Origin of the sequence: Bacteroides sp. MSK.20.82, assembly GCF_019052485.1 — a bacterium.
Lineage (GTDB): Bacteria > Bacteroidota > Bacteroidia > Bacteroidales > Bacteroidaceae > Bacteroides > Bacteroides thetaiotaomicron.
In genome coordinates this window covers 133,672-160,479 of record NZ_JAHQUN010000010.1, presented here as the reverse complement: position 1 = coordinate 160,479, position 26,808 = coordinate 133,672, and the positions used below count along the sequence as shown (strand labels likewise).

The 26,808-nt window shown below is 45.3% G+C and carries 28 protein-coding genes and 1 tRNA gene; 9 read left to right on the top strand and 20 right to left on the bottom strand.

What is annotated here, in order from left to right:
* Window positions 1–6 precede the first annotated feature (6 nt).
* The 11 genes from KTR07_RS11855 to KTR07_RS11805 all read right to left on the bottom strand — a co-directional run bounded on the left by KTR07_RS11855 (window position 7) and on the right by KTR07_RS11805 (window position 8,013).
* Window positions 7–1,242 (bottom strand): hypothetical protein, encoded by a 1,236-nt coding sequence (locus KTR07_RS11855; RefSeq protein ID WP_005858677.1) that lies wholly within the window; start codon window positions 1,240–1,242, stop codon window positions 7–9.
* A gap of 12 nt (window positions 1,243–1,254) precedes the next feature.
* The gene (locus KTR07_RS11850) at window positions 1,255–2,013 is read right to left on the bottom strand and encodes an N-6 DNA methylase (protein WP_151853323.1); all 759 of its coding nucleotides are present in this window, start codon (window positions 2,011–2,013) and stop codon (window positions 1,255–1,257) included.
* Between the two features lies 1 nt (window position 2,014).
* Complete coding sequence (locus tag KTR07_RS11845) at window positions 2,015–2,821, bottom strand: DUF4121 family protein (protein WP_217315411.1); 807 nt, start codon at window positions 2,819–2,821, stop codon at window positions 2,015–2,017.
* Window positions 2,808–3,086: a hypothetical protein gene (locus tag KTR07_RS11840; RefSeq protein ID WP_151853324.1), complete on the bottom strand. Its 279-nt coding sequence runs from the start codon at window positions 3,084–3,086 to the stop codon at window positions 2,808–2,810. The genes KTR07_RS11845 and KTR07_RS11840 overlap by 14 nt, the downstream gene beginning before the upstream one ends.
* Window positions 3,087–3,367: 281 nt before the next feature.
* A complete protein-coding gene (locus KTR07_RS11835) occupies window positions 3,368–3,658 on the bottom strand; it encodes a DUF4120 family protein (protein ID WP_007838816.1) in 291 nt (96 codons plus the stop codon).
* Between the two features lie 94 nt (window positions 3,659–3,752).
* The gene (locus KTR07_RS11830) at window positions 3,753–4,232 is read right to left on the bottom strand and encodes a hypothetical protein (protein WP_011964850.1); all 480 of its coding nucleotides are present in this window, start codon (window positions 4,230–4,232) and stop codon (window positions 3,753–3,755) included.
* A gap of 42 nt (window positions 4,233–4,274) precedes the next feature.
* Window positions 4,275–5,255: a hypothetical protein gene (locus KTR07_RS11825; RefSeq protein WP_007838819.1), complete on the bottom strand. Its 981-nt coding sequence runs from the start codon at window positions 5,253–5,255 to the stop codon at window positions 4,275–4,277.
* The gene (locus KTR07_RS11820) at window positions 5,252–5,617 is read right to left on the bottom strand and encodes a hypothetical protein (RefSeq protein WP_234163609.1); all 366 of its coding nucleotides are present in this window, start codon (window positions 5,615–5,617) and stop codon (window positions 5,252–5,254) included. The genes KTR07_RS11825 and KTR07_RS11820 overlap by 4 nt, the downstream gene beginning before the upstream one ends.
* A gap of 75 nt (window positions 5,618–5,692) precedes the next feature.
* Window positions 5,693–6,586 carry a hypothetical protein gene (locus tag KTR07_RS11815; RefSeq protein WP_153880889.1) on the bottom strand — a complete coding sequence of 298 codons (894 nt, stop codon included), beginning with the start codon at window positions 6,584–6,586 and terminating at the stop codon, window positions 5,693–5,695.
* A gap of 3 nt (window positions 6,587–6,589) precedes the next feature.
* Window positions 6,590–7,717 (bottom strand): hypothetical protein, encoded by a 1,128-nt coding sequence (locus KTR07_RS11810; protein ID WP_192914051.1) that lies wholly within the window; start codon window positions 7,715–7,717, stop codon window positions 6,590–6,592.
* Between the two features lie 20 nt (window positions 7,718–7,737).
* The gene (locus KTR07_RS11805; RefSeq protein WP_007838828.1) at window positions 7,738–8,013 is read right to left on the bottom strand and encodes a hypothetical protein; all 276 of its coding nucleotides are present in this window, start codon (window positions 8,011–8,013) and stop codon (window positions 7,738–7,740) included.
* Window positions 8,014–8,048: 35 nt separating this feature from the next.
* Here KTR07_RS11805 and KTR07_RS11800 point away from each other — a divergent pair, with 35 nt between their 5' ends.
* Window positions 8,049–8,231 (top strand): hypothetical protein, encoded by a 183-nt coding sequence (locus KTR07_RS11800; protein WP_254306462.1) that lies wholly within the window; start codon window positions 8,049–8,051, stop codon window positions 8,229–8,231.
* Between the two features lie 81 nt (window positions 8,232–8,312).
* On the opposite strand, the gene KTR07_RS11795 is transcribed toward KTR07_RS11800, so the two are convergent.
* Both KTR07_RS11795 and KTR07_RS11790 read right to left on the bottom strand, forming a co-directional pair.
* Window positions 8,313–9,548 (bottom strand): site-specific integrase, encoded by a 1,236-nt coding sequence (locus KTR07_RS11795; protein ID WP_033572552.1) that lies wholly within the window; start codon window positions 9,546–9,548, stop codon window positions 8,313–8,315.
* A 472-nt stretch (window positions 9,549–10,020) separates the two neighbouring features.
* Window positions 10,021–10,096 (bottom strand) — tRNA-Phe (locus KTR07_RS11790).
* A gap of 205 nt (window positions 10,097–10,301) precedes the next feature.
* Between KTR07_RS11790 and KTR07_RS11785 the strand changes: the two genes are divergently transcribed.
* Entirely contained in the window at window positions 10,302–11,561 is a 1,260-nt protein-coding gene (locus tag KTR07_RS11785) for a HAMP domain-containing sensor histidine kinase (RefSeq protein WP_011108361.1), read from the top strand.
* Between the two features lie 66 nt (window positions 11,562–11,627).
* On the opposite strand, the gene gadC is transcribed toward KTR07_RS11785, so the two are convergent.
* Window positions 11,628–13,340, bottom strand: coding sequence for a putative glutamine/gamma-aminobutyrate antiporter GadC (gene gadC, locus KTR07_RS11780; protein WP_011108360.1), 1,713 nt, complete (start codon window positions 13,338–13,340; stop codon window positions 11,628–11,630).
* Window positions 13,341–13,556: 216 nt separating this feature from the next.
* On the opposite strand from gadC, the gene KTR07_RS11775 reads away from it, so the two are divergent.
* Entirely contained in the window at window positions 13,557–14,288 is a 732-nt protein-coding gene (locus KTR07_RS11775) for a potassium channel family protein (protein ID WP_011108359.1), read from the top strand.
* A gap of 335 nt (window positions 14,289–14,623) precedes the next feature.
* Here KTR07_RS11775 and glsA read toward each other — a convergent pair whose 3' ends face one another.
* Complete coding sequence (gene glsA, locus KTR07_RS11770; RefSeq protein WP_008765205.1) at window positions 14,624–15,589, bottom strand: glutaminase A; 966 nt, start codon at window positions 15,587–15,589, stop codon at window positions 14,624–14,626.
* A gap of 8 nt (window positions 15,590–15,597) precedes the next feature.
* On the bottom strand, window positions 15,598–17,043 hold the full coding sequence (locus KTR07_RS11765) for a glutamate decarboxylase (protein ID WP_011108358.1): 1,446 nt from the start codon (window positions 17,041–17,043) through the stop codon (window positions 15,598–15,600).
* 30 nt (window positions 17,044–17,073) lie between these two features.
* Here KTR07_RS11765 and KTR07_RS28735 point away from each other — a divergent pair, with 30 nt between their 5' ends.
* The gene (locus KTR07_RS28735) at window positions 17,074–17,268 is read left to right on the top strand and encodes a hypothetical protein (RefSeq protein ID WP_081013496.1); all 195 of its coding nucleotides are present in this window, start codon (window positions 17,074–17,076) and stop codon (window positions 17,266–17,268) included.
* Window positions 17,269–17,302: 34 nt separating this feature from the next.
* Here KTR07_RS28735 and KTR07_RS11760 read toward each other — a convergent pair whose 3' ends face one another.
* Window positions 17,303–17,806 (bottom strand): RNA polymerase sigma factor, encoded by a 504-nt coding sequence (locus KTR07_RS11760; protein ID WP_011108357.1) that lies wholly within the window; start codon window positions 17,804–17,806, stop codon window positions 17,303–17,305.
* A gap of 253 nt (window positions 17,807–18,059) precedes the next feature.
* Between KTR07_RS11760 and KTR07_RS11755 the strand changes: the two genes are divergently transcribed.
* Entirely contained in the window at window positions 18,060–19,292 is a 1,233-nt protein-coding gene (locus tag KTR07_RS11755) for an MFS transporter (RefSeq protein ID WP_011108356.1), read from the top strand.
* Window positions 19,293–19,298: 6 nt separating this feature from the next.
* Window positions 19,299–20,219: a DMT family transporter gene (locus KTR07_RS11750; RefSeq protein WP_008765200.1), complete on the top strand. Its 921-nt coding sequence runs from the start codon at window positions 19,299–19,301 to the stop codon at window positions 20,217–20,219.
* 76 nt (window positions 20,220–20,295) lie between these two features.
* Here the strand turns inward: KTR07_RS11750 and KTR07_RS11745 are convergent, their stop codons facing one another.
* From KTR07_RS11745 to KTR07_RS11735, 3 genes are all read right to left on the bottom strand, one after another.
* Window positions 20,296–20,688, bottom strand: a complete 393-nt coding sequence (locus KTR07_RS11745; RefSeq protein WP_008763564.1) for an HIT family protein — start codon at window positions 20,686–20,688, stop codon at window positions 20,296–20,298.
* A gap of 52 nt (window positions 20,689–20,740) precedes the next feature.
* Window positions 20,741–21,205 (bottom strand): transcription elongation factor GreA, encoded by a 465-nt coding sequence (gene greA / locus KTR07_RS11740; RefSeq protein WP_008765198.1) that lies wholly within the window; start codon window positions 21,203–21,205, stop codon window positions 20,741–20,743.
* 180 nt (window positions 21,206–21,385) lie between these two features.
* A complete protein-coding gene (locus KTR07_RS11735; RefSeq protein ID WP_008763566.1) occupies window positions 21,386–22,537 on the bottom strand; it encodes a TlpA disulfide reductase family protein in 1,152 nt (383 codons plus the stop codon).
* Between the two features lie 195 nt (window positions 22,538–22,732).
* On the opposite strand from KTR07_RS11735, the gene pnp reads away from it, so the two are divergent.
* The 3 genes from pnp (at window position 22,733) to KTR07_RS11720 (ending at window position 26,605) form a co-directional block, all read left to right on the top strand.
* Window positions 22,733–24,859: a polyribonucleotide nucleotidyltransferase gene (gene pnp, locus KTR07_RS11730; protein WP_117981408.1), complete on the top strand. Its 2,127-nt coding sequence runs from the start codon at window positions 22,733–22,735 to the stop codon at window positions 24,857–24,859.
* A gap of 141 nt (window positions 24,860–25,000) precedes the next feature.
* Window positions 25,001–25,561, top strand: coding sequence for an RNA polymerase sigma-70 factor (locus KTR07_RS11725; protein WP_016269926.1), 561 nt, complete (start codon window positions 25,001–25,003; stop codon window positions 25,559–25,561).
* A 105-nt stretch (window positions 25,562–25,666) separates the two neighbouring features.
* Window positions 25,667–26,605 (top strand): FecR family protein, encoded by a 939-nt coding sequence (locus KTR07_RS11720; RefSeq protein ID WP_070750545.1) that lies wholly within the window; start codon window positions 25,667–25,669, stop codon window positions 26,603–26,605.
* Window positions 26,606–26,808: the final 203 nt, after the last annotated feature.

Below are 26,808 nucleotides of genomic sequence, written 5' to 3'. Positions count from 1 at the left end.
GATATTTTAGGAAATGAACAATTTTTCGATTTGCAGGTATCGTCTGAATTCCGGTACGGGACGCCCTTTACGAAAGAGAAAAGACGGATATTTCTTTCCTTTATATTCCACCGATAATCCTTTCAGGACTTTCCCAAATACGGTAGATACATAGTACATATCCTGACAGTTCTTGCAGAATGCCGCATCCGGGAAGATATGTATCTTCCCGCATTTGGGACATACATATTTTTTCCTGTTTGCACACCCTTCCGTGCTCCGGCAGGTGGCTATGCTCGTGTCGCCCTCCGTATTTCTCAGTTCCAGGTTACCGTCCGTCAGATGGAGGCTGTAGAACGTGTCGAGGTAAGGCACCCCTTTCTTGTGCCACCTGCAGGCGGGCACTTTCACCGTCAAAGAAACCTGTATATTATCTCCGGCCGCCCATTCCTGCCCCTCAATGGGATTCAGTACGGTGAAATCCGTTGTATGTGTATAATCGTTGTATCTGCGTCGCAACAGGATACCTGCCTCCTGCGCCTGCTTGCGGATCAGTTCGACGACGAATGCGTGTGAGGAATAGATACGATCCAGCAGGGAGGCGGCAATCGGTGTGTTTATTGATTTCCACAATGTTATCTCGTTCCATACAATGGCCCGTCCGACCACATTGCTGCTGTCATCCCTTGCCACGAGTATTTTGGCTCCTGCGAAATTGGCATAGAAATCCGCTGCATTACGGGCCTTGTCTTCATATCTCATACAGGAGTTGTGCAGGCTGGATTCGCTACCGTCAGATATGGGACTGTAGTTGCTTTCCAGATAAGCCTCCATAAAATCGTTCATACTGTCATGCAGTCTGATTGTGACCTTGCTGTCCAGTGAGATGGCGCTGCAGAAATAGTTGATTTCATCGGGCTGGTACGGTCCCAGATTTTTGAACAGCTCGATAAACGTGGACGGTTCCAGATCTGTCCGGTTCTCCGGAAACCAGGGTGCCTGCGGATTGTTCCGGTCTGGGAAATTGGGATGGCCCAAGTCTTTGTTGCATGCCGTGAACACGATCCGGATTTTCTTGAACGTGCCGGCTTCCGTCCGTTTGCGTTTGGTGGAGAAAAAATTGTAGGACCCCCGTATGACTTCTTCCACCGGTACGTTCTTTTTTACTTCCGAAAGGATATCTTTGGCTATCACACTTCCGTTTTCCGCCGCATGGGTCAGGCGGGATTTCAATTCGTTGCTAACATTCAGTTTCATAATCATTCGGTTTATTGTTTATAAATTCTGTTGTTTATATGGCAATTGTTTCTTGCCAGGCTGCATTTGGCGCAATTTCTCTTTCCGCTTTCTGAGCAGGTCAACGGACATGTTTCTGCTTGTCCGATATTCCTCCTCACTCATCCGGTGAATGGAGGGAATGCCCGTCTGGGTCAGCGTATGGTTTACCATCCAGCCGTCCATGAAGTTTTCGGGGCAGAGGCTGTCATGGTGGATGACCTCACCTATGCAGCCATGTACGAGCATGTTGCAAACGGTCATCAGGCAACAGGTACGGCTGACATCCTCTGCAACCAGATAATTACCCAGGTGGCGTACATGATATGCCAGCAGCAGCCTTCCGCTTCCGCATGTCGGGTCACAGATACGTTTTCCTGTCGCTGTCTCCCCCGAATCGGTACATAAGACCATCAGGTCGCAGATATCCGGCGGAGTGAAGAACTGTCCGTTCACCTGCCGACCGCTTTTGGAGGATATTGCCATGAAGAGGTCACCGAACGCATCAAACCATCCGCCGGATTGCAATTCCCGCTGCATGAGCCGTATCCATCCGGTAAGCATTTCCATAAAATGCCTGTTCTGCTGCCGTTTGTATTTCCAGTCCATAAGGGGCGGTGCGCCGGGAGAGAACCCGTGAATGACATAACGCAGAAAATCGTTGAAAACGGATATCGGATCGTAGCCGTTCGAATAGGCGAAATCACAGACCATTTTCTCAAGCGGACGTATCGTCTGCGGTGTGTTGTATGGTACCATATTACTCTGATTTTTTATAGATTGTTACTATATGTCTTTTATGGTCAGTCTGTATCCTGACGGGAGAAATGCCAAGGAAAGAGAGATGGGTGTCCGCTTTCAGCATGTTCCATTCCCATGCGGGAAGTTCCTTCCATTCCATACGGTATGCCCAGAGTATGAACAGACCGGGACGGAATCCGTTGAAAAGCTTTCCGTGCAGAATCCCGACCAGCCGTTCCAATTCTTCCCGCGAGTAAAGGGTGAATGCCTCATTCCGATAGACAAAGGCATCAGCCGGTTCAATATCCGGCTGACACTCGATAAGGTATCTCGTCCATTCTTTTGTGGTGTACTTTCCGTACAGAGGATCGGGTTTCGTGTATTTCCATGCCCTGACGAATGTGTGGAAGAGGACGGCACCGTTCCTGTGCCTTCCGGTATGCCCCCACATCCGGAACTGTTTGCTGCGTATGCCATCGGGAATCAGCAATTCCGGACCGGTTGTAACCCAAGGGCCTCCTTCGGTATTGTAACCGGTACACTTTTCATTTTCATGGCAAAAAGGTGTCTGTGGGAGAAGGCAGATATGAACTTCCCGGTCATCGCCCCTTTCAATGTGTGCCTGCGGATAATAGTCACCGCCACGGGTGATATAAGTGACAACGTCTCCTGCAGTCGGTAAACCGACTCTTTCCCTGTCCTCCCGCATCCTTGAAATCAGCCGGTTCACCTTCTCCACATCACATTCCTTTATGGAGCAGGCACACCCTTCATGCCTGTTGAGCAGAGTCAGACTTTCCAGGTCATAAAAATTACCGTACTTCATATTGAGATCGTTTTTGTTGATACAATTTGACCTGAAGGGCAACCATGTCGCAGAACTTCTGTCCGTTCTCCTTCTCGCTTCTGAAATAGGCAATCATGTCCCAGAGATTCCGATTGAAGTAGCCGGTCCATTTTTCGTAATAGTGACTTCCATAGACCTTTCCGAACGTTTCCTCGAAAAGTGCAGGAGTCAACCCTTCATCCCCGTGGTGGTTGTATTGCCACAGGGAGACAAGCAGCAGCTGGTTATAATCCAGTGTTTCCATATCTGTTCTTTTTTAAGTAAAACATCGGCCTACATGGGTAGGCATTTTTATTTCTTGATGTCTTTCCAGTCTGTTTTCCGGGGATTGCGGCAAGGCTTGGCGAAAGAAAATACCGCAGCGAAGCGAGGATGATTTTCTTTCAGCCAACCCAGCCCCTGAAAGGGGCCGCCTTGCACAATCAGCCCGGAAAACGGCTATCTTTACAGCAAGAAATGAAAAAGCAGACCTCGGATTCTCTGTTCTGAAGTCTGCTTTTCGGTCATTGTCAAGTTTCATGTTTTTCAGGTATGTATCTGCCATCCGTGGAACGGCTGCAATGTTACGGCAAACGACCTGTCAGGTATTCCATGATAGAGCAGACCTCCTACGATACCTATTCTTCCATCAGCATAATGCTGGGTAAAGCCGAACGAGTATGGGGCATGGTCATAGTAGAGTGAAATCTCACTGGGATAGTCAGGATTCCCTTCCCAACTCTTCAACCGTTCCAAGCACTTTTGAAGTGAGGTGTCACCAATGGATTCGGCATAGCGCTTTACGTTCTCGAAATGTTCTTCATTCAGGATTTTCATAACTTTGGTGTTTTATCTGTTAAACAATGAAAAAGCGAACTCCGGCTTTTCAGCACTGGAGTTCGCTTTTCGGTCATACTTGAATTCCATGTTGTCAAATAAAGGGTAAGTCGGTATCTTCCAGCATGGGCGCGAGCATCCGGCACATTTCGTAAGACGCTTGATTTCGGCTGTCAATCCGGCACGACTCACGTTTTGCCATGGCGATGATACATGCCTTTATTGTTTTGAAAAATGTCTGTTCCAAGGTCTTATGGAAAAACGGGAGTGTCTCTGCAAAACGTTCGGGACTGAATCCCGTATCATTCAGTGCTTGTTCCAGTGCCTTTGCCGCCTTATACTCCCGGCTTTGTTCCAACCGTTCCGGTAAACCTCCGGACTGCGCTATATGGAGCTGGCGTTCCAGTTCGGTAACGGCTGCCGAGAGCAACAGCTTGATGGCATCCGGATTTCCGATGCCGAATTTCCGGTTGTCGGTTGTGTGAAATTCGATCAGGTTTACAGAGCCGTTCTCCTGAAGATTTCTGTAGTGCGTCAGGTTCTCACCCAGCATCTTTGTTCTTTGATTATCCATAGTTTTATTCATTTTCAAGATGTGTAAAAGACTCGTCTGTTTTCAGTCAATCCAAAACGTGCCGCAATGCGGACATTTGGTACCGCATGGGAAGCTGTTTATATAATAGGTATCTCTGTGACGTTTATGGTTCATGTCTCCAAAAGTACATCCGCCTTCCCGAAACCTTTTTTCATAAAGAGCTTCCTGCTTCTGATATTCATTTATGTGACTCTTCTGCAAAGTGACTTCCAGAGGCATCATTCCGGTTTCCCAACGGGTGGAATCACACCAGCTGTTCAACAACCCGCAAATTTCATTCGCATAGGAATAATGTACCTGAGAATCCACAAAAAGATTGTCTCTGTAGAACGGAAGGGTGATGTCAGTCTGAAGACTTACATGATACCCCGCACCATTCCGGCTGTCTACAATAGCAACAATGACACCTCCATAGAATCGGATGCGCTTGAAATCATGTGAAGTATCTCCCGTAATCAGTCTGGAGAATATGGCATTGAAATAGATGCGGAGTTCGCCACCGTACGGAGCATTGACCAGAAGTTCATGGAGTTCATCGGTAAACAGCCCTTCCTTCAGTTGAAGCGCCCGTCTGATTTTACGAAGAGAGACCGTTTCGGATTCTCCGCGCCCACAGCCTCCGTACACATAGCCCTCGATTTCGACTCCAAGGGAGTAGAACATATTGGTTACAGCGGAATTGTCTATCAGTTCTTCTGCCGGATCGGTATTGTTCCGTTCGTAAAGCAGGTCTTTTATCTTCTCCTCATGTCGGATATATTCGGCGGATTTCCCGTCCGCTTCCATCTCATTCCGTATCTCCGAGAGATACCCTTGCAGGTTGTCATGTTCCTGATCGGCATACCACTCCAGGATTTGTTCTTCCAACGGACCGAGACTGTTCCGACGGATGCACTGCTCCTGCAAATCATCATGGCTGTCCAAATTCTCCCGGTAGTCCACGTAATAGAGGCTGACCGAATGAGGAACATAGTCCGTCCAGGATTGTTTTTCCTTCTTCATACCGCTTCCTCCTCTGTCTTTAATGTTGTCACATCATCCACTCCGTTGACGGGCGGCAAACAATCTATGATATATGACAGATGTCCGGCAAAGGCTTCATCCGGCCGGAAGTTTACCTCATTCCCGTATTCATTCTCTACACCATAGAGGCGCAAGTTGCCGTTCTCGATGGTAACCCTGCAAATCAGCACATCAGCCGGAGCCGGTTGTACGCTGCCTGTATTGACAGCAATGACGGGGCATTCCCCATCATTGCTGTTCCATTCATAGGAAGCTCCATGCAGTTCTATGGCTGCATACAATTCCCTGTATTCCATTTCTTTGATAGCCCTTATCCGGGCGTAAAAGTCTGTATGGTTCATATTGCGTTTTTTTGTTGGATTTCTGATACATGTGCAGGATGGAAACCCTGCCGGGAACCCATCCTGCATACTGATTCAAGCCTGCACTTCCTTCTTTTCCATTCTGATGCTCCGCAGCTTGTACAGCAGGTAATGGAACAGTTCCAGGTCGTAGATGCGGTAAAAGAACTTTTCCCCTGTTTCTTTGACCGTTCCGGCGAAAGACACAGACTCTCGGTTGGTGGGATATTGCAGAAAATCCCCGTTTGCTGACAGGGTATGTCTGTTTTGCACCACTCTTTCCAGGAATCTGCCCATATCGTCGTTTCCCTCATAGCCGGAGAAGTAGAGGAAATGATGGCGGCGCAAGCTTTGGAGAACCCTGGCTGTTTCCTGTCTTGCATCCTTGCCGGAGGATTCGTCCGTACCTTTCACCAGGTTGCAGATGAATTTCTTCTCTCCATTTTGGTCAAGGAACAGATATGGGACTATAACTGTGAAACTATGCCGTGTATGGTCAAATATTCCCATTGGTTTTTCTTTGAGGATGCCGCCTTTGAATGTGACCTTCCGGTAATGTCTGTCCATTTGCTGTTCCAAATCCTTTCTTGGTGTGTTCACGGAACGCAGCCCCGTAAAATACCGTCCGTCTATCCGGAAGCAGAACCGGTGAATGCCGGCATGATACGGCTCGCTCATGAAAAAGAAATTCCGGGTGTGCCGGATGGGTGGCTGGGTGTCCATATAGTCAAAATAGTCCTCTTCCGTAATTTCACAGAACGGGGCGCAGAGAGACTGCAGGTGGATCTGCATTTTTTTGCAGATGGCATTTCCGGGCACGGCAATGAGGCTGGGGTTATTTTCCCTTTCCCTCAATTCTTCCAGTGTTTCGTGACCATAATCACTATGTATCCCATCAGACATGACGGTCAGACAACTGCCGTCAAAGCAACGTGAATCAATGATGAATCTCAAATTGTCGTTTTTCATGGCTCAGATGTTTTGAAGGTCCAACAATCTTTTTGCGGCACCGAGAGCATTGGAGGTAAGCTGCCGTTGCCATGCCTTGTTTTTGGGTGACCAGCGGAATCCGGAGGATTTCAGTTCCTTTCGTCTGCTGTCTTCGGGAATCCTGTCAAACAGGATCTGAAGGCGGTCTTCCCCATAGTTCCATACAAGTGTTCCGCCCTCGAACGGCACTTCCTTGTTTTCCCGGCTTTGCATCGCTTTCAGCTTTTCGCGCATCCGTTCCGCCAGTTCCGGCAATTGGAAGAATTTGTTTCTCGGTGTGATGACGGGTTTCTTCACCCTTGCGTTATATTTGGAAATGAAGTCCACGGCCCTACGGACGATTTCCACTTCCCCGTGATTGGCCAGGGTGGATACCTTGTTCAGGATGCTGCTGACAAACAGGGCACGGCTATAGCCCCGGCATTGTCCGGTATCAATCCCATGGATGGTGTCGGCACTGCTCTTGATGTCGCGTTTGAGCGTCTGCCATGCCTTTTCCTGTTTCTCTTCCTCCGGTCGTGCGGCTTCCTTTTTCCGTCTGATGGTTTCAAGAACTTTTTTCCGCCAATTGCGGAATTCTTCGTAACAGTTCTGATAGCTTCTGTTCGTTTTTTCCTGCCTGTAGTAATCAAATCCGCTCCGTCCCGTCACCATCGGGTTGGCACAGTGGGAGAGGACCGAGAGCTGGGCGGACAACTTCTGCCGGTAGGCGGCGATGTATGTATCCCCTTCCTCTTCCGGCATGAGTCGCAGGTCGTTGTGCAGCTCTTCTCCGTAGATCATGATGTCCGTCTCGCCGCGAATCTCCGGATTGAAGGAACTCCAGGCGTATGCGTCGCAAGCCTGTTTCCACATATCATCCAGATAGCCCGGATGTTTGAATGCTACGGCTTGCCAGTCTTTGAAATCCCTGGAATGCAATTCATTGCGATCTTCCGGATTTCCGTACAGGTGTACATAGTTGCCCGTTCCATGATGCTCCTTTCTAAAATGGAACGGTACGGGGGGATAGTCCGTACCTTTTTTTCGGATCATCGTGACCCTGTGTGCATTCTCTATGGTAAGGTCTGCTACTTGCTCTTCGCAGACCTTTGCTGTTGTTTCATTCATAATCATTACTTTTTTAAATGTCAGCCGTAAATCATTTCTTCCAGTTCATCGTCCGTCAACAGGCGGATCTCTTCGTCCGAACAATAGTAAGCGATTTCTTCGTCCAAATCGAATGCTGCCGGATCAAGGCTTCTGATGCCATCCAGCAGTTCCTGTTCCAGTCTTTCTACGGAAACCAGATAGTTCCCATCTTTGCCTTGCACTTCCCGTGCAGGATAGCTCATTTCCCGATAAACCAACATCGTCATTTCCGGATTGGCTTCCTGCTGTCCTTTGCTTGTCGTCTTTCTGTTCATACCTTTATTTTTTTAAGTTTGACATGATCGGCTCCATGGAGCCGGATTTTCGTTTTCTTACTTGCCGGGCTGTCCTTTGTCGGGGATTGCGCAAGGCTTGGCAAAAGAAAATACCGCAGCGAAGCGAGGATGATTTTCTTTTAGCCAACCAGCCCCTGAAAGGGGCCGCCTTGCGCAATCAACCCGACAAATGGCTATATTTGCAGGTAAGAAATTGAAAGGACGGCAGGATATTGTGAATTATAGATTACAAAAAAAGCCATCCCTAGGGGGACAGCTTAATGACTGAATTTGTATACTTATTGTGCAAGACGCTCCTTCACGTTGTTCATTGCTTCTTTCAGGCTGCTGTTCATGACCCGTGCATAATGCTGTGTCATACGTGTGGAGGCATGGCCGAGCATGACGGAAACATCTTGAAGAGGCACATTGTTGGCAAGCGTGACCGTAGTCCCGAAAGTGTGACGGGCAACGTGCGTGGTCAGATTCTTCTTAATGCCGCAGAAATCGGCTATTTCCTTGAGGTAGCTGTTCATCTTCTGATTACACATGACGGGCAAACAGCATCCTTTCTTAATGCAGGTCGGATGTTCCTTGTATTTCTCCAATATGGCCAGGGGTACGGGCAGCAATGGAATATTGCTGATGGAAGAGGCCTTCCTACGGTGTTCCAATTTGACCCTTCCTTTTCTTATCCACCAGTCTCCGAGATTGTCCTGTACCAGATTCTCTTTGTTCAGACTGGCAACATCGGAGAATGCCAGACCGGTGAAACACGCGAAGACAAAGACATCCCTGACCAGTTCAAGCCGTGGAATGGTGAATTTCTTTTTCATTACGGTCTGCAACTCGTCGTAGGTCAGGAATACCGGATCGGTCTCGTCCTGCTCCATCTTGTAACCGTAAAAGGGATTCTTGCGCATCCATTCCTTTGCCAATGCCATATTGGTAAATTTCTTGAAGCATTTCATATAACGGACTATCGTGTTCCGGCACAGTCCCGCCTCCGTTTTCAGATAGATGTCAAACGCACGGATGAACTCCGGTGTCAGCTCATGGAAAGTGACATCCTCCTTTCCGTAATAAGAGGGGATGAGCAGCTGTAATTTCTTCACCACGTTCTTATACCGGTTGATTGTGACGGGAGAGTAGTCTATACCCGCCAATGTTTCCATTTCCTTGATGCCTTCCCTCATGGTGCCGAGCAGTGTACGCATTTCGGTGTCTTTCCCGAAAACACGTTTAAGAATCAGTTTTGGGGTAATCAGGGCCTGTTCCAATACCAGTTCCTTGTGTTTTTCCAAGGCGCGTGCGTGCAGTTCGGCAATATAGGCGTTCAGTGCCACTGATGCCCTGTCCCTGCCTTTACTGCATCCTTTGGCGGCGTTCCATAAGTTCAGGGGTACGCTTCTTTGGATACGTACATCGTCATAGTCTCCATTGATGGTTATCCGCATCAATACCGGTGCCTCACCGTTTTTCAACAATTTCGTTTTAAGCACGAAAAACAGAATGTTCATTGTTCCTTGTTTCATCACTTTTGTTTTTTGAGGTGTTACATTCAATTGTTTCGTCAAAACCGGATGGCATGAGGACGTGGAGCGAAATGTTAAATTCGGTGGCTTTTTTGAGGGACTTGTGGAAAAGCCATAAAAATCCCATTTTTCTCAGGTTCGAATTGCCTTTTGTATCCCGGGTTCGATTCCTTTTTTTTATCCCGATGGGAAATACCGAATTTTTAAATTTCTTTCACTTTTTCGACTTCATCCGGTCATGTGTGCAAAATTACTTTTTCACACCGGAGATTGAAATTGTCAAACAGCTGAAAAACAATGAAGTATGGTGCATATTTATGGCTTTTTCAAAAGCCTTAAAAAAAGCCACTGAATTGGCAAAGTCCAACTTCACAAATATGTAGCGGAATGCGTAGTGAGGGTAAAAAAAGAACCCTTGAACTATCTCTAATTCAAGGGTTTTCATGTGTGAAAAGCATTTATGTACTTTCTTTGGTGGTGCCACCAGGAATCGAACCGGGGACACAAGGATTTTCAGTCCTTTGCTCTACCAACTGAGCTATGGCACCTTTCTCGTTTGCGGGTGCAAAGATAAGTATATTTTTTAATACTGCAATAACTTAGAGAGAATTTTTCGTCTACTTAGGGAGAAAGAAAAAAAACTTTTCTTTCTAGGTAGAATAAATATGCAAATGTAGTATCATTTATTCGGTATATTTTATACTTTTACGAGTCAAAACGATCAGGGCACTACAAACAATAGAATATATTATTATGGCATTACAGTTTGTTACAGTTGTTTTATTAGCTGGATTCATTTATCTACTGATTAAGTATCAGTCGGTTAAGAAGAAAATGATATTGGAAACATCTGTAATGCTGCATGAATCCAAAGAGTTGACTTCCATACTACAGAATATAAACGTTTACTATCTGTTGATTGACAGAGACCTCATCGTCCACAATACCAATTATTATACACTGAATCATTTGACTCCTGCGCAGGGAGAAGAAAAAAGAGTCGGAGATTTATTGCATTGCAGAAATGCGATAGTAGCCGGAGAATGCGGGAAACATGAACAGTGTAAGTTGTGCTGTATACGTACATCTATAAGCAAGGCTTTTTATGAGAAGAGAAGCTTTAAGAAACTGGATGCCTCTATGCAACTTTTAAGTGAGGATGAAAAGACGGTTATTCCCTGTGATGTTTCTGTTTCGGGCACTTATCTGAAAATAAATGGTGAAGAACGTATGGTGCTGACAGTCTATGATGTGACGGAACTTCGAAATATGCAGCGCCTGCTGGATGTAGAAAGAGAAAATGCGATTTCTGCCGACAAACTTAAGTCTGCCTTTATCGCTAATATGAGTCACGAAGTCCGTACTCCGTTGAATGCCATTATCGGATTCTCTGGGTTGATGGCTACGGCTACCAGCGAGGAGGAAAAGAAGATGTATACCGATATTATCTCTGAAAATAATGAGCGGTTATTGCGACTGGTAAATGATATCTTCGATCTTTCGCAAATAGATGCAGGCGTGTTGAACTTTGTATATTCGGAGTTTGATGCCAATGATCTGCTGAGGGAGCTGGAAGGACTTTTCGGAATGAGGCTGAATGAGAATCCTTTGGTGACACTGGTCTGTGAAGCACATCTGGAACCGATTATGATGCATTCGGAGAAGCAGCGTATTATTCAGGTATTGACGAACTTGCTTCATAATGCGATGAAATTTACTAAAACAGGTGAAATCCGTTTCGGATGTCGTATGGAAGGCACGGATGAAGTCTATTTTTATGTATCGGATACCGGTATCGGCATTCCGAAGGAGGAGCAGGAAAAGATATTCTCCCGTTTTACGAAGCTTGATCGGGAGATGCAGGGAACAGGGCTTGGACTGACACTTTCGCAAACAATTGTTCATAATCTTGGGGGAAGATTCGGTGTAGAATCGGAAGTCGGTAAGGGTAGTACTTTTTTGTTCATCTTGCCTTTGGTTACGAAGAAAGAAATAACAAATGATAAGATATGAATAATCCCACCTTGAATCAGGAAATATTCAAGGTGGGATTATTTATGTAAACAATATGTTTAGCTTTTAAGATTTAGGTGCACCCGCATCTTTAATTCCGGAATCTGGCGATCCGTTGCTTGCTGCGGTATTTCCACCGGAAGGAGCTGGATTGCTTGTCGGAGTAGAACCGGAGGTTGTAGAGCCTGCGCTTGCCGGACCGGAAGTTGGGGTACTTGCTGGTCTGGCAGTAGCGGAACTGACCGGACTTGCAGACGATGTCGAAGCAGAAGCCGGACGAGCGGCATTTGCACTGTTGGCAGTAACACCGACAGTAACAGCCTGAGGCTGAACTTCCCAATGGAACGGCTCGAAATTAGAGTTTGGATCTACCCAAGACGGTTTCTTGGATGCGTAGATGATAAACGGAGCAACGACTACGATCAATGCACCGATGATCAATACGGAGAACCAAACGGTATTGCTACCGGTAGAAATCTGGCTGGGCGGGATAAAGCTCAGAATGAATGCGAGCAATGAACCACAGAAGCCAAGACCACCAATGAACCACATTAAACCGTTACCGGATTTACCGATACGGAACGGACGATTCAATTTCTTCATCTTATAACGCAGTGCGATAGCTCCGGAGAACATCAACAGATACATAATCAGATAAAGAATCACTGTCAGCTGTGACAGAATCTGATAGAAACTCTGTACGGAAGGCATAACGACGAACAACAAACTCAGTACAGTCACAGCGATACCCTGCACGAACAAGATATTCTTCTGTACACCCAGTTTGTTTGTTTTCTGGAAGAACGGAGGCATATAACCTGCTTTACCTACGGCAAAGATACCTTTTGACGGACCTGCAACCCATGTCAGCACACCTGCCAACACTCCGAATGCAAGAGCGATAGCGATGATCGGTGACAACCAGGAAGCGTGAATGTATCTGAAATAGTTATCGAAACCGACGAGCAGACTCTGAGTTAAGTTAATATCCTTAGCAGGGATGATAACGCCCAATGCGAAGGTTCCCAATACGAAGATAAGAACAGTGATCAGCGCACCGATAAATACGGCTTTCGGATAGTTCTTGGAAGGGTTCTCTACGTCTTTTACGTGGATACCGCCCATTTCCATACCGGCATAAAACAGGAAGATACTGGCAGCAAGGACGACGTTATCGAAGTTGGTAAAGTCAGGGAAGAAGCTGCTGTGGAAATCCATATTGGATTGTCCTCCAGTTGCCAGATAGATAATACCTAATATAATCAGCAAAGCGGCCGGAATAATCGTACCCACCATACCACCGATTTTGGCTACCTTACCAACCCAGCTCATACCTTTCAGAGAAATGAATGTAGCCAGCCAGTAGATGATAAGAACTACGACGAGGGTGTAATACTTGTTGTTTGCCAGCGACATATCATGTACGTCGTTCATTCCGATGAAGGCGATGGATACGGCACCGAATGTCAATACGGTAGGATACCAGATCGTACTTTCGATCCATTGTACCCAGATGGCGAGGAATCCCAGTTTCTTGCCGTAGGCTTCGCCTACCCACCGGAACACACCACCTTGCTTATCCTGAAACATAGCTGCCAGTTCAGCTGCTACGAGCGATGTCGGGATAAGGAAGACAATCGCCGCGAAAAGATAGTAGAAGGCCGAACTCATTCCGTATACGGCCTCGGCTGGTAGCCCACGCAATGATACTACTGCCGTAACGTTCATGATAGCCAGGGTAAACACGCCCAGCTTCACTGCATTTTTAATATTTGCCATAAGTTAAGGTTTTAAGTGAAAAATATTTTAAAGTCAGTGTTATAACAACATTTTGCGTGAGATGTTTCCGCAATCTCTTTCAAAGTTCGTTAATTAACATCACCGGATGGCTCAATTGTAAACCTCCGGACGCCTGTTCCGAAACAATCGCTTTCTCAGATTGTTTCTAAGCATTATAAGTTACATAAGAATCATTTTATTATAAATTAAGTAGTTATGAAATCAGCGCTTTCCGATTTTATTCTGGGGAAAAAGGGGATTTATGGCATTCTCCACATTATTATATTGTTAATGTCCCTTTTTCTGGTTATTAGTATTTCGATCGATACGTTTAAGGGGATTCCTTTTTATACACAGTCCTCGTACATGAAGATCCAGTTGTGGATTTGCATCTGGTTCCTGTTCGATTTTGTACTGGAGTTTTTTCTGGCAAAGCATAAGTGGCGTTATATACGGACGCACTTTATCTTTTTGCTGGTGGCGATCCCTTATCAGAACATCATTGCGTATTACGGGTGGACCTTTTCTCCCGAAGTCACTTACCTGCTCCGGTTTATTCCTTTGCTGAGAGGGGGATACGCATTGGCCATCGTAGTGGGCTGGCTCACCTATAACCGGGCTTCCAGCCTGTTCGTCTCCTATCTGACGATGTTGCTGGCAACGGTCTATTTCGCCAGCCTTGCCTTCTTTGTCCTTGAACATAAAGTGAATCCGTTGGTCACGGATTATGGAGACGCTTTGTGGTGGGCATTTATGGATGTGACTACCGTCGGGTCGAATATAATCGCGATGACGACCACCGGAAGAGTACTCTCCGTACTGCTGGCAGCTTTGGGAATGATGATGTTCCCGATCTTTACAGTCTATATTACGAATCTGATTCAGCAGTCTAATCAAAAGAAAAAGCAGTATTATGCGGAAGAGGAAGAAAAGACGGCGTCTGCATAGGGGACATAATCCTTTTTTATAAGGTCAGACTCATATCCGTATCGATTTGTATTGGGATGATACACAGTGCGATATGAGTCTCTATATTCTCAACGTGTTCTCATACCTTTGAGAAAATATTCTCACCACAATGAGAAAAAATACTCATGCCTTTGAGAAAATATTCTCATACCTTTGAGAAATTTTTCTCAAAGGTATGAGAATATTAGTGTTCAAGTACATTGTTTTTTTGAATAGAGTACTTAAGGAAAATAGAAGTAAGATATTGATAGTAGAAAAGGTTACTATCCCTTTGAAGGATAGCAACCTTTTGTTTTTCTCATAGAGCGGATAAACTAGTCGACTACGATCAAGTGATTGTCACTGAATACATTCAGTCCCAGTTTATTCATGACATATTGGATAGCCAATTGTGCTTTTACCGAATTGCCTGCACCATCCAAAGGAGGAGCGAATGCGGCAATACCGAACTGCCCGGGCAATACGCCCATTACACCACCGCCTACACCGGTTTTAGCCGGAATGCCGGAGGTATACATCCAGTCTCCTGTATGCTCGTAGAAACCTACGGCAGCGATCATTGCAGTGATCTTGGGAGCGAGGCTGGCATCGAATACTTCTTTCTTTGTCACCGGATTCACACCACCGTTGGCGATTGTTCCGGCTGCCACAGAAAGCTGCAAGGCCGTTACTCCCAATGAGCATTGGCGGGTATACAGGTCCAGCGCCATATCCGGATCATCATAAATACGGTTGTAGTTCTTCAGCAACCACGCAATGGAGCGGTTGTTGAAGTTCGTATCCGATTCGGATTTGTACAATTCATCAATCAGCTGGGGAGCGCTGCCGCATAAATCGGTCACGTTCTCTACGATGGCATCCCACTTCTTGGCAGAGTCGCCGATAGGTTGTACCATACTGCAGGCGGAGATGGCACCGGCGTTTACCAACGGGGTAGACGGATGGTCATTTTCCAGCAGGATAGCAATGATTGAATTGAAAGGCAGGCCCGTTGCGTCAGCTCCGATCTTGTCTAATATTTCTTTGGCACCATATTGGCGCAGTGCAAGGATAGCCGTATGTACTTTGGATACGGATTCGATGCCGAAGCGGTAGTCAGTATCTCCCACATGGATGGTCTGCCCGTTGAGCAGGCAGACACTGATTCCAAAGAGATCTTTGTTGACATTGGCCAGATAAGGGATATAGTCGGCATTCTTACCGCCTGTATTCGTTTTCACCTGATCGTATGCCTCCTGTACCACTTCTTTCAATTGAGCGAGTGTTACTTTTTTGTCCATAGATCAATTTATTTTTTAACGGTTTTATGACGACGACCACCGTGATTGAACATCTTGGCTTCTACCGGAAGATTCTTTTCCTGAGCCATGCGGGTAGGAGTCGGGAAATCAAGTTTTTCCAGTTCGGCAATTGCGTTCTTGATATCACCCAGCAACATATCTGCCATGTCGCGGCTGAATCCCTGGCGGACAACCACACGCATTACTACATAATCTTCCAGCTTGGAAGGCAATGTATAAGCCGGAACCATCCAGCCGTGCTGAGACAGTTTGTCCTGCAGATCGTACAATGTCCACTTGGCACTCTTTGCATATTCCGGTTTCAGATACCAGATGAACAATGGGTTCACTACATTTTCGGAGTAGTTGACGAACGGAGCCATCTTGGCGATTTCACCGTGGATGTATTTGGCAATCTGCAAAGAATTATATTGTACTTCCTTGTAACCTTGGAATCCCAAACGGATGAATTGATAGTATTGTCCCAGAATCTGAGCGGCAGGACGAGAGAAGTTCAAGCCGACCTGAGTAATGTTGGCACCCAGATAGTTGACGCTGAATGACATTTCTTCGGGCAGGTATTCTTTGCCTTTCCAGCAAACCCAGCCAAGTCCCGGATATACCAGACCGAACTTATGACCAGATACACTGATAGAAAGTACCCATTTCAGACGGAAATCCCACTTCGTGTCCGGATAGAGGAACGGAAGAATGAAACCACCACTGGCGGCATCTACGTGGATAGGAATGTCATAACCGGTTTTGGCGTTGTAAGCGTCGAGAGCTTTGTCCAGTGCTTCAACGTCATCGTTCAGTCCTGTCCATGTAACACCTTGGATAGGTACAACACAGATCGTGTTTTCATCACACATCTTCAGCGCTTCTTCGGGGTCGAGAGTGGTCTTTTCAAGAGTCAAAGGCACTTCGCGCATTTCGATCTGCCACAGTTGCGCGAACTTTTCCCATACAACCTGGAAACCTGTTGAGATAACGAAGTTAGGTTTGTCAAACGGTTTACCTTGAGCTTGTCTTTTCTTACGCCAGCGCAACCATGCAGCTACACCGCCCAGCATACAAGCTTCGGAAGAACCGATTGCCAACGCACCGGTTTTCCATGTATCTTTTTCCGGAGAGTTCCACAAGTTGGCGACGATGTTGATACATTTGCCATTCATTACGGCGATACGAGGATATTCGGTTTCATCAATATAGTTGATGTTGATTGCCTCGTTCATCAGCTTGGTAGCGTAATCGTCCATATAAGTGGTTACGAAAGTAGCTAAGTTCAAGCGTGGCTGAGTCTGGGCAAAAGTTTCATCTTTAACCATTTGGTAAGCGACTTCAGGGGTGGTTGGACCATCAGGAATTCTTTCTACCGGAGAGGGTTGTAACATTCTGTCTGAACCGAATACGTCGGTTTTTGCATCACCTTTTCTGAAATTTAAATCTTCCATACTAATTTGTTTTTTTAAAGGTTTAGGGCGATGGGGATTTTCCCCGTCGAATTTCCCTCAACAACAGCAGATGGTTTTGAAAGTTTTCGGCTTTTACATTATTTGGCGTTTATTAAGGGGCGGCTTTGGGGCAGGCGTAAGGTGGGGGGAACGGAAATAAAAAAGGCAAGAAGGGGTTGTTTCCCTCTTGCCTTTGGCTATTCGCTGACAACTGGCAGCTTATAGTTATCTGATACCTATTGAATTGTGTTGTTAAGGTTTAGCGGAAGTCCTTCAGTTCTTCCTGCAGTTTTTGGCGGGTGAAGAATATGCGGCTCTTTATCGTACCTAACGGCAGGTTCAGCTTTTCTGCGATTTCGCGGTACTTGAAGCCGGAAACGTGCATGGCGAAAGGCACTCTGTATTCTTTGGGTAATGAGTTGACTACACGGTGCATCTCTTTCAGGTCATAGGCTTTTTCGGTACTTTCAAACCCTGTGTCCTGCGGTAAATTCAGGTGGTAAAGGTTGTCCGTCCGGTCAACGAATGTCTGGTCACGAACTACTTTGCGGTAGTTGTTGATAAAGATATTGCGCATGATGGTATACATCCATCCTTTAAAATTTGTGTCAGGCATATATTTATCTTCATTGTCTAATGCTTTTAATGATGTTTCCTGCAACAAATCGTTTGCTTCTTCGCGGTCGGTTGTCAGCTTATAAGCGAAACGGAGTAATTCGTCTTGTACTCCTACTAAATCTTTTCTGAAGCTTACACTTTTCATATACGTTGCTTTTTAAATTGTGAATATTCGTTGTTAAATTTCGATGATGCAAGTTTACGGGATTTTTTTAAGTACGGCGGGGGTGAAACTGACGGAATTTAGCCTAAAAACTGTTTGCGGATAGTTTTTAGGCCATAATCTGATAGTTTTTGGGTGTTTTTCACCCGTTTTTTGAATATTCACTGTTGCCTCATTTGAACTTTATAAGGTAATCATTGTTTTCATCAGACCTAAACTTTTAACGAACCGGTATATGAAAATACAAACTGGAAGGGGAACAATACCTCTTATCACTTTAATAGCTATTTGGTCTATCTCGGCATTGACCTCTTTGCCGGGGCTGGCTGTTTCGCCTATATTGGGCGACCTTACCAAAATCTTTCCGAAAGCGACCGACCTGGATATTCAGATGTTGACTTCGCTGCCATCGTTGCTGATTATCCCTTTTATCCTTTTGGGTGGTAAGCTCACGGAAAAGGTTGATTTTGTCCGTATCCTGAAAATCGGACTCTGGCTCTTTGCAGCAAGCGGTATCTTGTATCTGATCTCCAACAAAATGTGGCAATTAATCGTCGTGAGTGCCCTGCTGGGCATCGGCTCCGGACTGATTATTCCGCTGTCCACGGGATTAATCTCAAAATACTTTGTGGGTACTTACCGGGTGAAACAATTCGGATTGAGTTCTGCCATTACCAATTTTACATTGGTGATAGCTACTGCCGTGACCGGATATCTGGCGGAAGTCAGCTGGCATTTGCCGTTTTTGGTCTATCTGCTCCCTTTGATTTCTATTCTGCTGGTCGGTCACTTAAAAGAGAGCCGGTCTGACGCCGCCGTCGAACCTTCTTCTCAAAGTACCGCGCCATCCGGACAAACGGCTGCCGCAGATACCGGAGGAAGTAAATATGGAATCCATATCAGGCATCTGCTTCAGATCATGCTTTTCTACGGAGTGACGACTTTTATTGTGCTGGCAGTCATATTCAACCTTTCTTTCCTGATGGAGAAACACCATTTCTCCAGTGGCAATTCGGGACTGATGATCTCGCTTTTCTTTTTAGCGATTATGGCTCCGGGTTTCTGTCTGGACAAGATAGTGGATGAACTGAAAGAGCGTACCAAAGCATACAGCCTCCTGTCTATGGCTGTGGGGCTGGCGCTGATCTGGATTGCCCCGATCGAATGGCTGATTATTCCGGGATGTATCCTGGTCGGTTTGGGATATGGCATTATTCAGCCTATGCTGTATGATAAAACGACACATACGGCACTGCCTCAAAAGGCGACAATGGCATTGGCTTTTGTAATGATGATGAATTATCTCGCCATCTTGCTTTATCCTTTTATTATAGATTTTCTCCAAAATCTGTTTCATACCCAGTCGCAAGAGTTTCCTTTTGTCTTCAACTTGTTGATAACTATTGTCACATTCTTTTGGGCTTACCTGCGCCGCGATACCTTTTTGTTTAACGATCAACTGAAATAAAAAAAGATGAAGAATAAGAAACTGGAAGCCAATCTGAGTATGGCTGTATCAAAAATATTCAGCGGTTTGAATATGAATGCCCTGAAGTATCTGCTTCCCCTATGGATGAGCCCGTTGACAGGTGCGACACTTCGTTGCACCTTTGCCGCCGCTGCATTTTGGGTGATCGGATGGTTCATGCCGCCGGAAAAGTCATCCGCCAAAGACAAATGGCTGCTTTTCCTGTTAGGGGCATTCGGACTGTACGGCTTTATGTTTCTTTATCTGGCGGGATTGAGTAAAACGACTCCTGTATCCAGTTCCATATTTACCAGTCTGCAGCCTATCTGGGTGTTTCTGATTATGATTTTCTTTTATAAGGAGAAGGCGACATGGAAGAAAATTCTTGGAATCTCAATCGGACTGGTCGGTGCACTGGTCTGCATCCTGACCCAACAGAGCGATGATTTGGCCTCCGATGCTTTCGTGGGGAATATGCTTTGCCTGATCAGTTCCATCGTTTATGCTGTCTATCTGATTCTGAGTCAGCGTATCCTTTCATCTATCGGGGCGATGACTATGTTGAGATATACATTCTCCGGTGCGGCGGTTTCTGCTATTATTGTGACATTTATTACAGGATTCGATGCGCCGGTGTTCTCTATGCCGTTCCATTGGACACCTTTCCTGATATTGATGTTTGTACTCATATTTCCGACAACGATCAGCTATATGTTGCTTCCGGTCGGTCTGAAGTATCTGAAAACAACAGTCGTCGCGATCTACGGTTATCTGATTCTGATTGTTGCGACCATTGCTTCTCTGGCTCTCGGACAGGACCGTTTTAGCTGGACGCAGACGTGTGCCATCATTTTTATTTGTATCGGCGTTTATCTGGTTGAGGTAGCCGAAAGCAAAGACAAGTCGCCGGACCCCTTGAAGAAATAATCATATATAATGTATGATATGAAAAAAAGCGGGCGCCCTTCTCAGGGTGCCCGCTCGCTTATGTCGTCATCATGTTTTATAGAGAGGAGCTGATTGCTTGCGCAATGGATTTAAATTCTTCATCCGATAATTTCAGTTTCGGATTGGAGAACAACATATCCGATTCCTTCTGAATAGGAATTAAGTGGATATGGGCATGCGGTACTTCCAGGCCGATAACCGCTTCGCCTACCTTTTTACAAGGGAAGGCTTTTTCGATGGCACGGGCTATCTTCTTTGCGAATACGTGCATTGCTGCGAGGTCTTCGTCACTTAAATCGAAGATGTAGTCTACTTCCTGTTTGGGGACTACCAGCGTATGTCCCTTTACCAATGGATTGATATCAAGAAAAGCAAAAAAACGATCGTTTTCCGCTATCTTGTAGCAAGGAATTTCGCCTGCGATGATTCTACTGAATATTGTTGCCATAATCTTTGATAGATAAAAGAAGGCAAGCCTCACACGGAGACCTGCCTTTCTGTTAAATTGATATGTTTACTACTTCTAATGCAATTTTACCCTGCGGTACGGTAATTTCTGCAATATCACCTACTTTCTTGCCAAGCAGACCTTGTGCAATCGGGGTGTTTACGGAAATCTTGCCTTCTTTCAGGTTAGCTTCGCTTTCGGAAACGATGGTATAAGTCATCTTCATGCCATTTTTGACGTTCTTCAGCTCCACTTTGTTCAGAATCTGTACAGAGTCTGTCTTTAGTTTGGACTCGTCGATGATCTTGGCATCTGCAATGACCGTTTTCAATTTGTTGATGCGCATTTCAAGCATCCCCTGTGCTTCTTTGGCTGCATCATATTCTGCATTTTCCGACAAGTCGCCTTTATCCCTTGCTTCGGCTATAGCCGCAGAGATTTTGGGGCGTTCCACTGTTTCCAGTTCCTTTAATTCTGCCATTAACTTTTTGTAACCTTCTTCTGACATATAAGCCATGATGTTTTTCCTCCTTTTATTTAAAATGGTCATATAAACAAAAAAGAATTCCAACATGGCACATGTTGGAACCCTCTCTTCAATTATTTCTCTGCAAAGATAGACTTTTAAGTGATATCTGTCAAGTGAAAAATGATGCTATGTAACATATTTAAATGAAATATGCTAAATTATAACAACTTAGAGTAATGACTTGACGGATGCTTCGAGGTCTTTGATGTCTTCGCCGCGGAGCTTCAGTTCGTTGTTCCGGTTGATCAGGAAGATGGATGGAACCTGGCGAACATTATATACAGCTACGTTGGTCGAGTAGACACCGTTGCCGTCACGTACGCAAACCCAGGGCAGGTTGCCTGCTGCGGTTTTCCAGTAGTGCTCGTCTGCGTCGAGAGATACCTGATAGATTTCCAGCCCATCCTTTGCGTATTTATTATATAGTTCGCGAAGCATCATATTGTGAGGCGCTCCTGCCGGTGACTGGAATACGGAGAAATCCAGCAGCACTACTTTCCCTTTCAGGTCGGTCAGTTTGCGGGTATTTCCTTTCACGTCACGCAGGGCGATGTCGATAATACCGGTCTCGATGATCTTGTCCTGTGGAATTTCCAGAGACTTGCTCTGTGGCTGACGGGTATTTTTCATCCCTTTGATTACGATATTATATAGATTTTTTGAACGTACAGCATCCGGATATGTATTGTTGAGGCTGGTAGCGACAGCTGCAAAACATTTTACATCGTCCTTGTTGTTCAGCGGATCGAAGATCAGATAGTCATTCAGCTTTTGGAACAGGGCGAAGTAAGCGGCTGCCGTGTTGGGAGCTGCGAATATATAATTCACTTTGACGTCCTCCTTATAGTTCTTCAGCAGTGTTGCGAGGTTCTCTTCAAACGTATCGTGTCCCAGTTTGTTGGCACGCAGCGCATTCAGTTGCTCGTCCACATTCTTTTGAAGATTGATTTGTTTCAGCGTCAGTTCCTTTATCTTACTGCTGTTTTCAGATCCTTCTACCGTGTAGGCGGTAGAGAAATCAACGTATGGAGCGTTGATCTGTAGCGTTTCGATAGAATCCACAGAAAAGTTGATGACTTTGTTGTCTACCCGCAAGCGATAAAACTCGGGTGATTCGGGGCGGGGTTGTTTAAACTTGAATGTACCTTCTCCTTTCAATTTAACCGAATCAAGCGGAACAATACCTTCCAGACCGGAAGCTTCGAGATAAAGCATTTTCCCGTCGGCCCCTGATATGTCTCCGTTCACTTCAAACTCAGGACCGGAACTACAAGCTGTAATGGTAAGTGCGGCAAGCGCTACAAAAGTTATCTTTTTCATATCTCGTGTGTTTTTTAAGAGTTGCAAATATACGTCTTTTCAAGATTACTCAAAGCTTTTTGCCTGCTTCTTCACCTCTATTTTGCAAAAAAAACATATAGCGTCTAACTTTTTAGCTCATTTCCACCTGATTACAACGAGAAATGTATATCTTTGCAGGAATTTTGAAAGAAAAGTATAGATAAAACAATTTTTATGATTAACCCAATTGTTAAGACGATCGAGTTACCTGATGGAAGAACCATCACACTCGAGACGGGAAAGTTGGCAAAACAGGCAGACGGTTCTGTAATGCTACGCATGGGAAACACCATGTTATTAGCTACTGTTTGTGCCGCTAAAGATGCAGTTCCCGGAACAGATTTCATGCCTTTGCAGGTAGAGTATAAAGAAAAATTTGCGGCATTCGGCCGTTTTCCTGGTGGCTTCACCAAGAGAGAAGGTAGAGCTTCCGATTATGAGATTTTGACTTCTCGTCTCGTTGACCGCGCTCTCCGCCCACTATTCCCTGATAATTATCACGCAGAAGTATATGTAAATATCATCCTTTTCTCTGCTGACGGTGTAGATATGCCGGATGCACTGGCCGGATTGGCAGCTTCTGCAGCACTCGCTGTTTCAGATATTCCTTTCAACGGACCGATCTCGGAAGTACGTGTAGCACGTATCGACGGTCAGTTTGTAATCAATCCTACTTTTGACCAACTGGAAAAAGCTGATATGGACCTGATGGTTGCCGCTACTTATGATAACATCATGATGGTAGAAGGCGAAATGCACGAAGTATCTGAAGCTGAACTGCTGGAAGCAATGAAGGTAGCTCACGAAGCTATCAAAGTGCATTGCAAGGCTCAGATGGAGCTGACTGAAGAAGTAGGCAAGACAGTGAAACGTGAATATAACCATGAAGTAAACGATGAAGAATTGCGTAAGGCAGTTCGTGAGGCTTGTTATGACAAGGCTTATGCAGTAGCTGCTTCCGGAAATAACAACAAGCACGAACGTTTCGATGCTTTTGATGCTATCCGCGAAGAGTTCAAGGCTCAGTTCTCTGAAGAAGAACTTGAAGAAAAAGCTCCGCTGATCGACCGTTACTATCATGATGTAGAAAAAGAAGCGATGCGTCGTTCAATTCTTGACGAAGGCAAGCGCCTGGATGGTCGTAAGACTACTGAAATCCGCCCGATTTGGTGTGAGGTTGGTCCTCTGCCCGGTCCTCACGGATCTGCTATTTTCACTCGTGGTGAAACTCAGTCTCTGACTTCTGTCACTCTGGGTACGAAGCTCGACGAAAAGATTATCGACAATGTATTGGAACACGGAAAAGAACGTTTCCTGCTGCACTATAACTTCCCTCCTTTCTCTACAGGCGAAGCAAAAGCTCAACGTGGAGTAGGCCGTCGTGAAATCGGTCACGGTCACTTGGCTTGGCGTGCCTTGAAAGGACAGATTCCTGCTGACTATCCGTACGTAGTACGTGTTGTTTCGGAAATCCTCGAATCTAACGGTTCTTCTTCTATGGCTACCGTATGTGCCGGAACACTGGCATTGATGGATGCCGGTGTGAAGATCAAGAAGCCGGTATCGGGTATTGCTATGGGACTGATCAAGAATCCGGGCGAAGAAAAATATGCTGTATTGTCTGACATCCTCGGTGACGAAGACCACCTCGGAGATATGGACTTCAAGGTAACCGGAACAAGAGACGGTATCACTGCTACTCAGATGGATATCAAGGTAGACGGTCTGTCTTACGAAATTCTGGAACGTGCTTTGAACCAGGCTAAAGAAGGACGTATGCACATCCTTGACAAGATCACCGAGACAATCGCTGAACCGCGTGCTGACCTGAAAGACCATGCTCCTCGCATTGAAACAATGACTATTCCTAAAGAATTTATCGGAGCTGTAATCGGCCCTGGTGGAAAAATCATTCAAGGTATGCAGGAAGAGACCGGTGCTGTTATCACTATCGAAGAAACAGACGGTATGGGACGCATCGAAGTTTCCGGAACCAACAAGAAATGTATTGATGATGCAATGCGCATGATCAAAGCAATCGTTGCTGTTCCTGAAGTAGGCGAAGTATATAAAGGTAAAGTTCGCTCTATCATGCCTTACGGTGCATTCATTGAATTCCTGCCGGGTAAAGACGGTTTGCTGCACATTTCCGAGATCGACTGGAAACGTCTGGAAACAGTGGAAGAAGCCGGAATCAAGGAAGGTGATGAGATCGAAGTGAAACTGATCGACATCGATCCGAAGACAGGAAAATTCAAACTTTCAAGAAAAGTATTGATGCCAAGACCGGAAAAGAAGTAAAAAAGCAGATAGCTTTTAGATAATGTGATAGCCCGATTACTCAGTATTCGGGCTATTTTTTTGTCTATTATTTTGCTTTTCTGCGAAAATATGTGTTCTTTTGTACGAACTAATGAAAATAGCCTGTAAATCTTATGCGTGATGCACCAAACGAACAACATATCTTCTATTCAACTTTTTTCTGAATTCTTTCATGAGAATCAAGAGAAGTTTTTGTCGTTTGCCTATTCTTATATAAGAGACAGGCAGGAGGCGGAAGATATATTGATGGAGTCAATGATTACTCTGTGGGAAAACAGGGATAAGTGGGAAGAAGATTCCAATCTGCACGGTCTGCTGCTGACTATCATCAAAAACAAAGCGCTCAACTATCTGGCACATCTGCAGGTGCGTCTTCGGGCCGAAGAAGAGATAAATAGCCATAGCCAGCGGGAACTGGACCTGAGAATCTCTACACTGGAAGCCTGCGAACCGGATGCGATCTTTGATTCGGAAATACAGCATATCGTACAGAAAGCATTGAAACGTATGCCGAACCAAAGCCGGCAGATTTTTATATTGAGCCGTTATCAAAATACTCCGAACAAAAAGATAGCGGAACAACTCGGCATTTCCGTCAAAAGTGTGGAGTTCCACATCACCAAAGCATTGAAAATTCTGCGTACCGAACTGAAAGATTACCTGGTTTCTATTCTTTTTTAAAAATAATCGCATTTTTCGTTAGGGTTGTTCAAGGCTGACCTGTTTTATATATAGAAGGGAGAGAAAAAGCCTTTCTATGAATATAAATAGGAAAAGACAATATCTATGAACCAGGATTTACTACATAACTATTTTAAGGGCGAGACTTCTGTCGACGAAGAAAAACGCATTCTTAACTGGGTGGACGAATCGGAAGAAAACCGGAAGACATTGCAGAAAGAACGTATGCTGTTTGACATCGCCCTTTTTACTGACTCTAAGAGAAAAATGAGAGAGAAAGCAGGCGCGGGCGCTCGCATCATTCCCATGTTAAGGTGGAGTGCCCGTATAGCTGCTGCTGTAATTGTAGCTGTCAGTTGTGGATTTCTGATTAATGAATATCGGTATGATAAATTGGCACAGTTGCAGACGGTCACTGTTCCTGCCGGTCAACGGGCACAGATTACGCTGGCGGACGGAACCAAAGTCTGGCTGAATTCTGAATCGACGCTGAGCTATAGATCTGACTTCGGGCGCCGCGACAGAGATGTGGAACTGGACGGAGAGGCTTATTTCGAAGTAGCGAAGAATAAGGAGATACCTTTCTACGTAAATACGGAGACCAATCAGGTCAGAGTGGTAGGCACTCATTTCAACGTCTGCGCTTATAAAGGAAGCAATGAATTTGAGACTACCTTGGTAGAGGGCATCGTTGATATTTACGCTTATGACAATGAACGTCCGCTGACCCGCCTGACTAAGAATGAATTCTTCGGTTCCTATCAGGGGAAATATAAAAAAGCCGTTCTGCCTTCTTATGATTATCTGCGCTGGCGGGAAGGTCTGTATTGCTTCGACGATTCTCCTTTCAGTTGCATCCTCACCAAGCTGGAGAAATATTATAATGTGAAGATCACCGTAGAGAATCCGAAAGTGCTGAATTATCGCTGTACGGGCAAGTTCAAGGAACAGGACGGCGTTGAACACATTCTCAAGGTTATCCAGAAAGATCACCCGTTTACTTATTCGATCAGTGAAGAAGGAGACAGCATCCGGATAGAATAAAGCCAGAATAAAAATTAAGATGAATAACTGAGCTCAATGATATACACCTTAAATTAGTACTAACCCTTTAAAAGCATAATGATTATGAATAACAGTCAATAAGTATACCCCTTACCGAAAAAGAATCGGAAAGTACCCCCATACTTCCCGATTCGAAACAGTCAAAAATCGACCTTAATCAATTTATTAACTTAACACGTTGC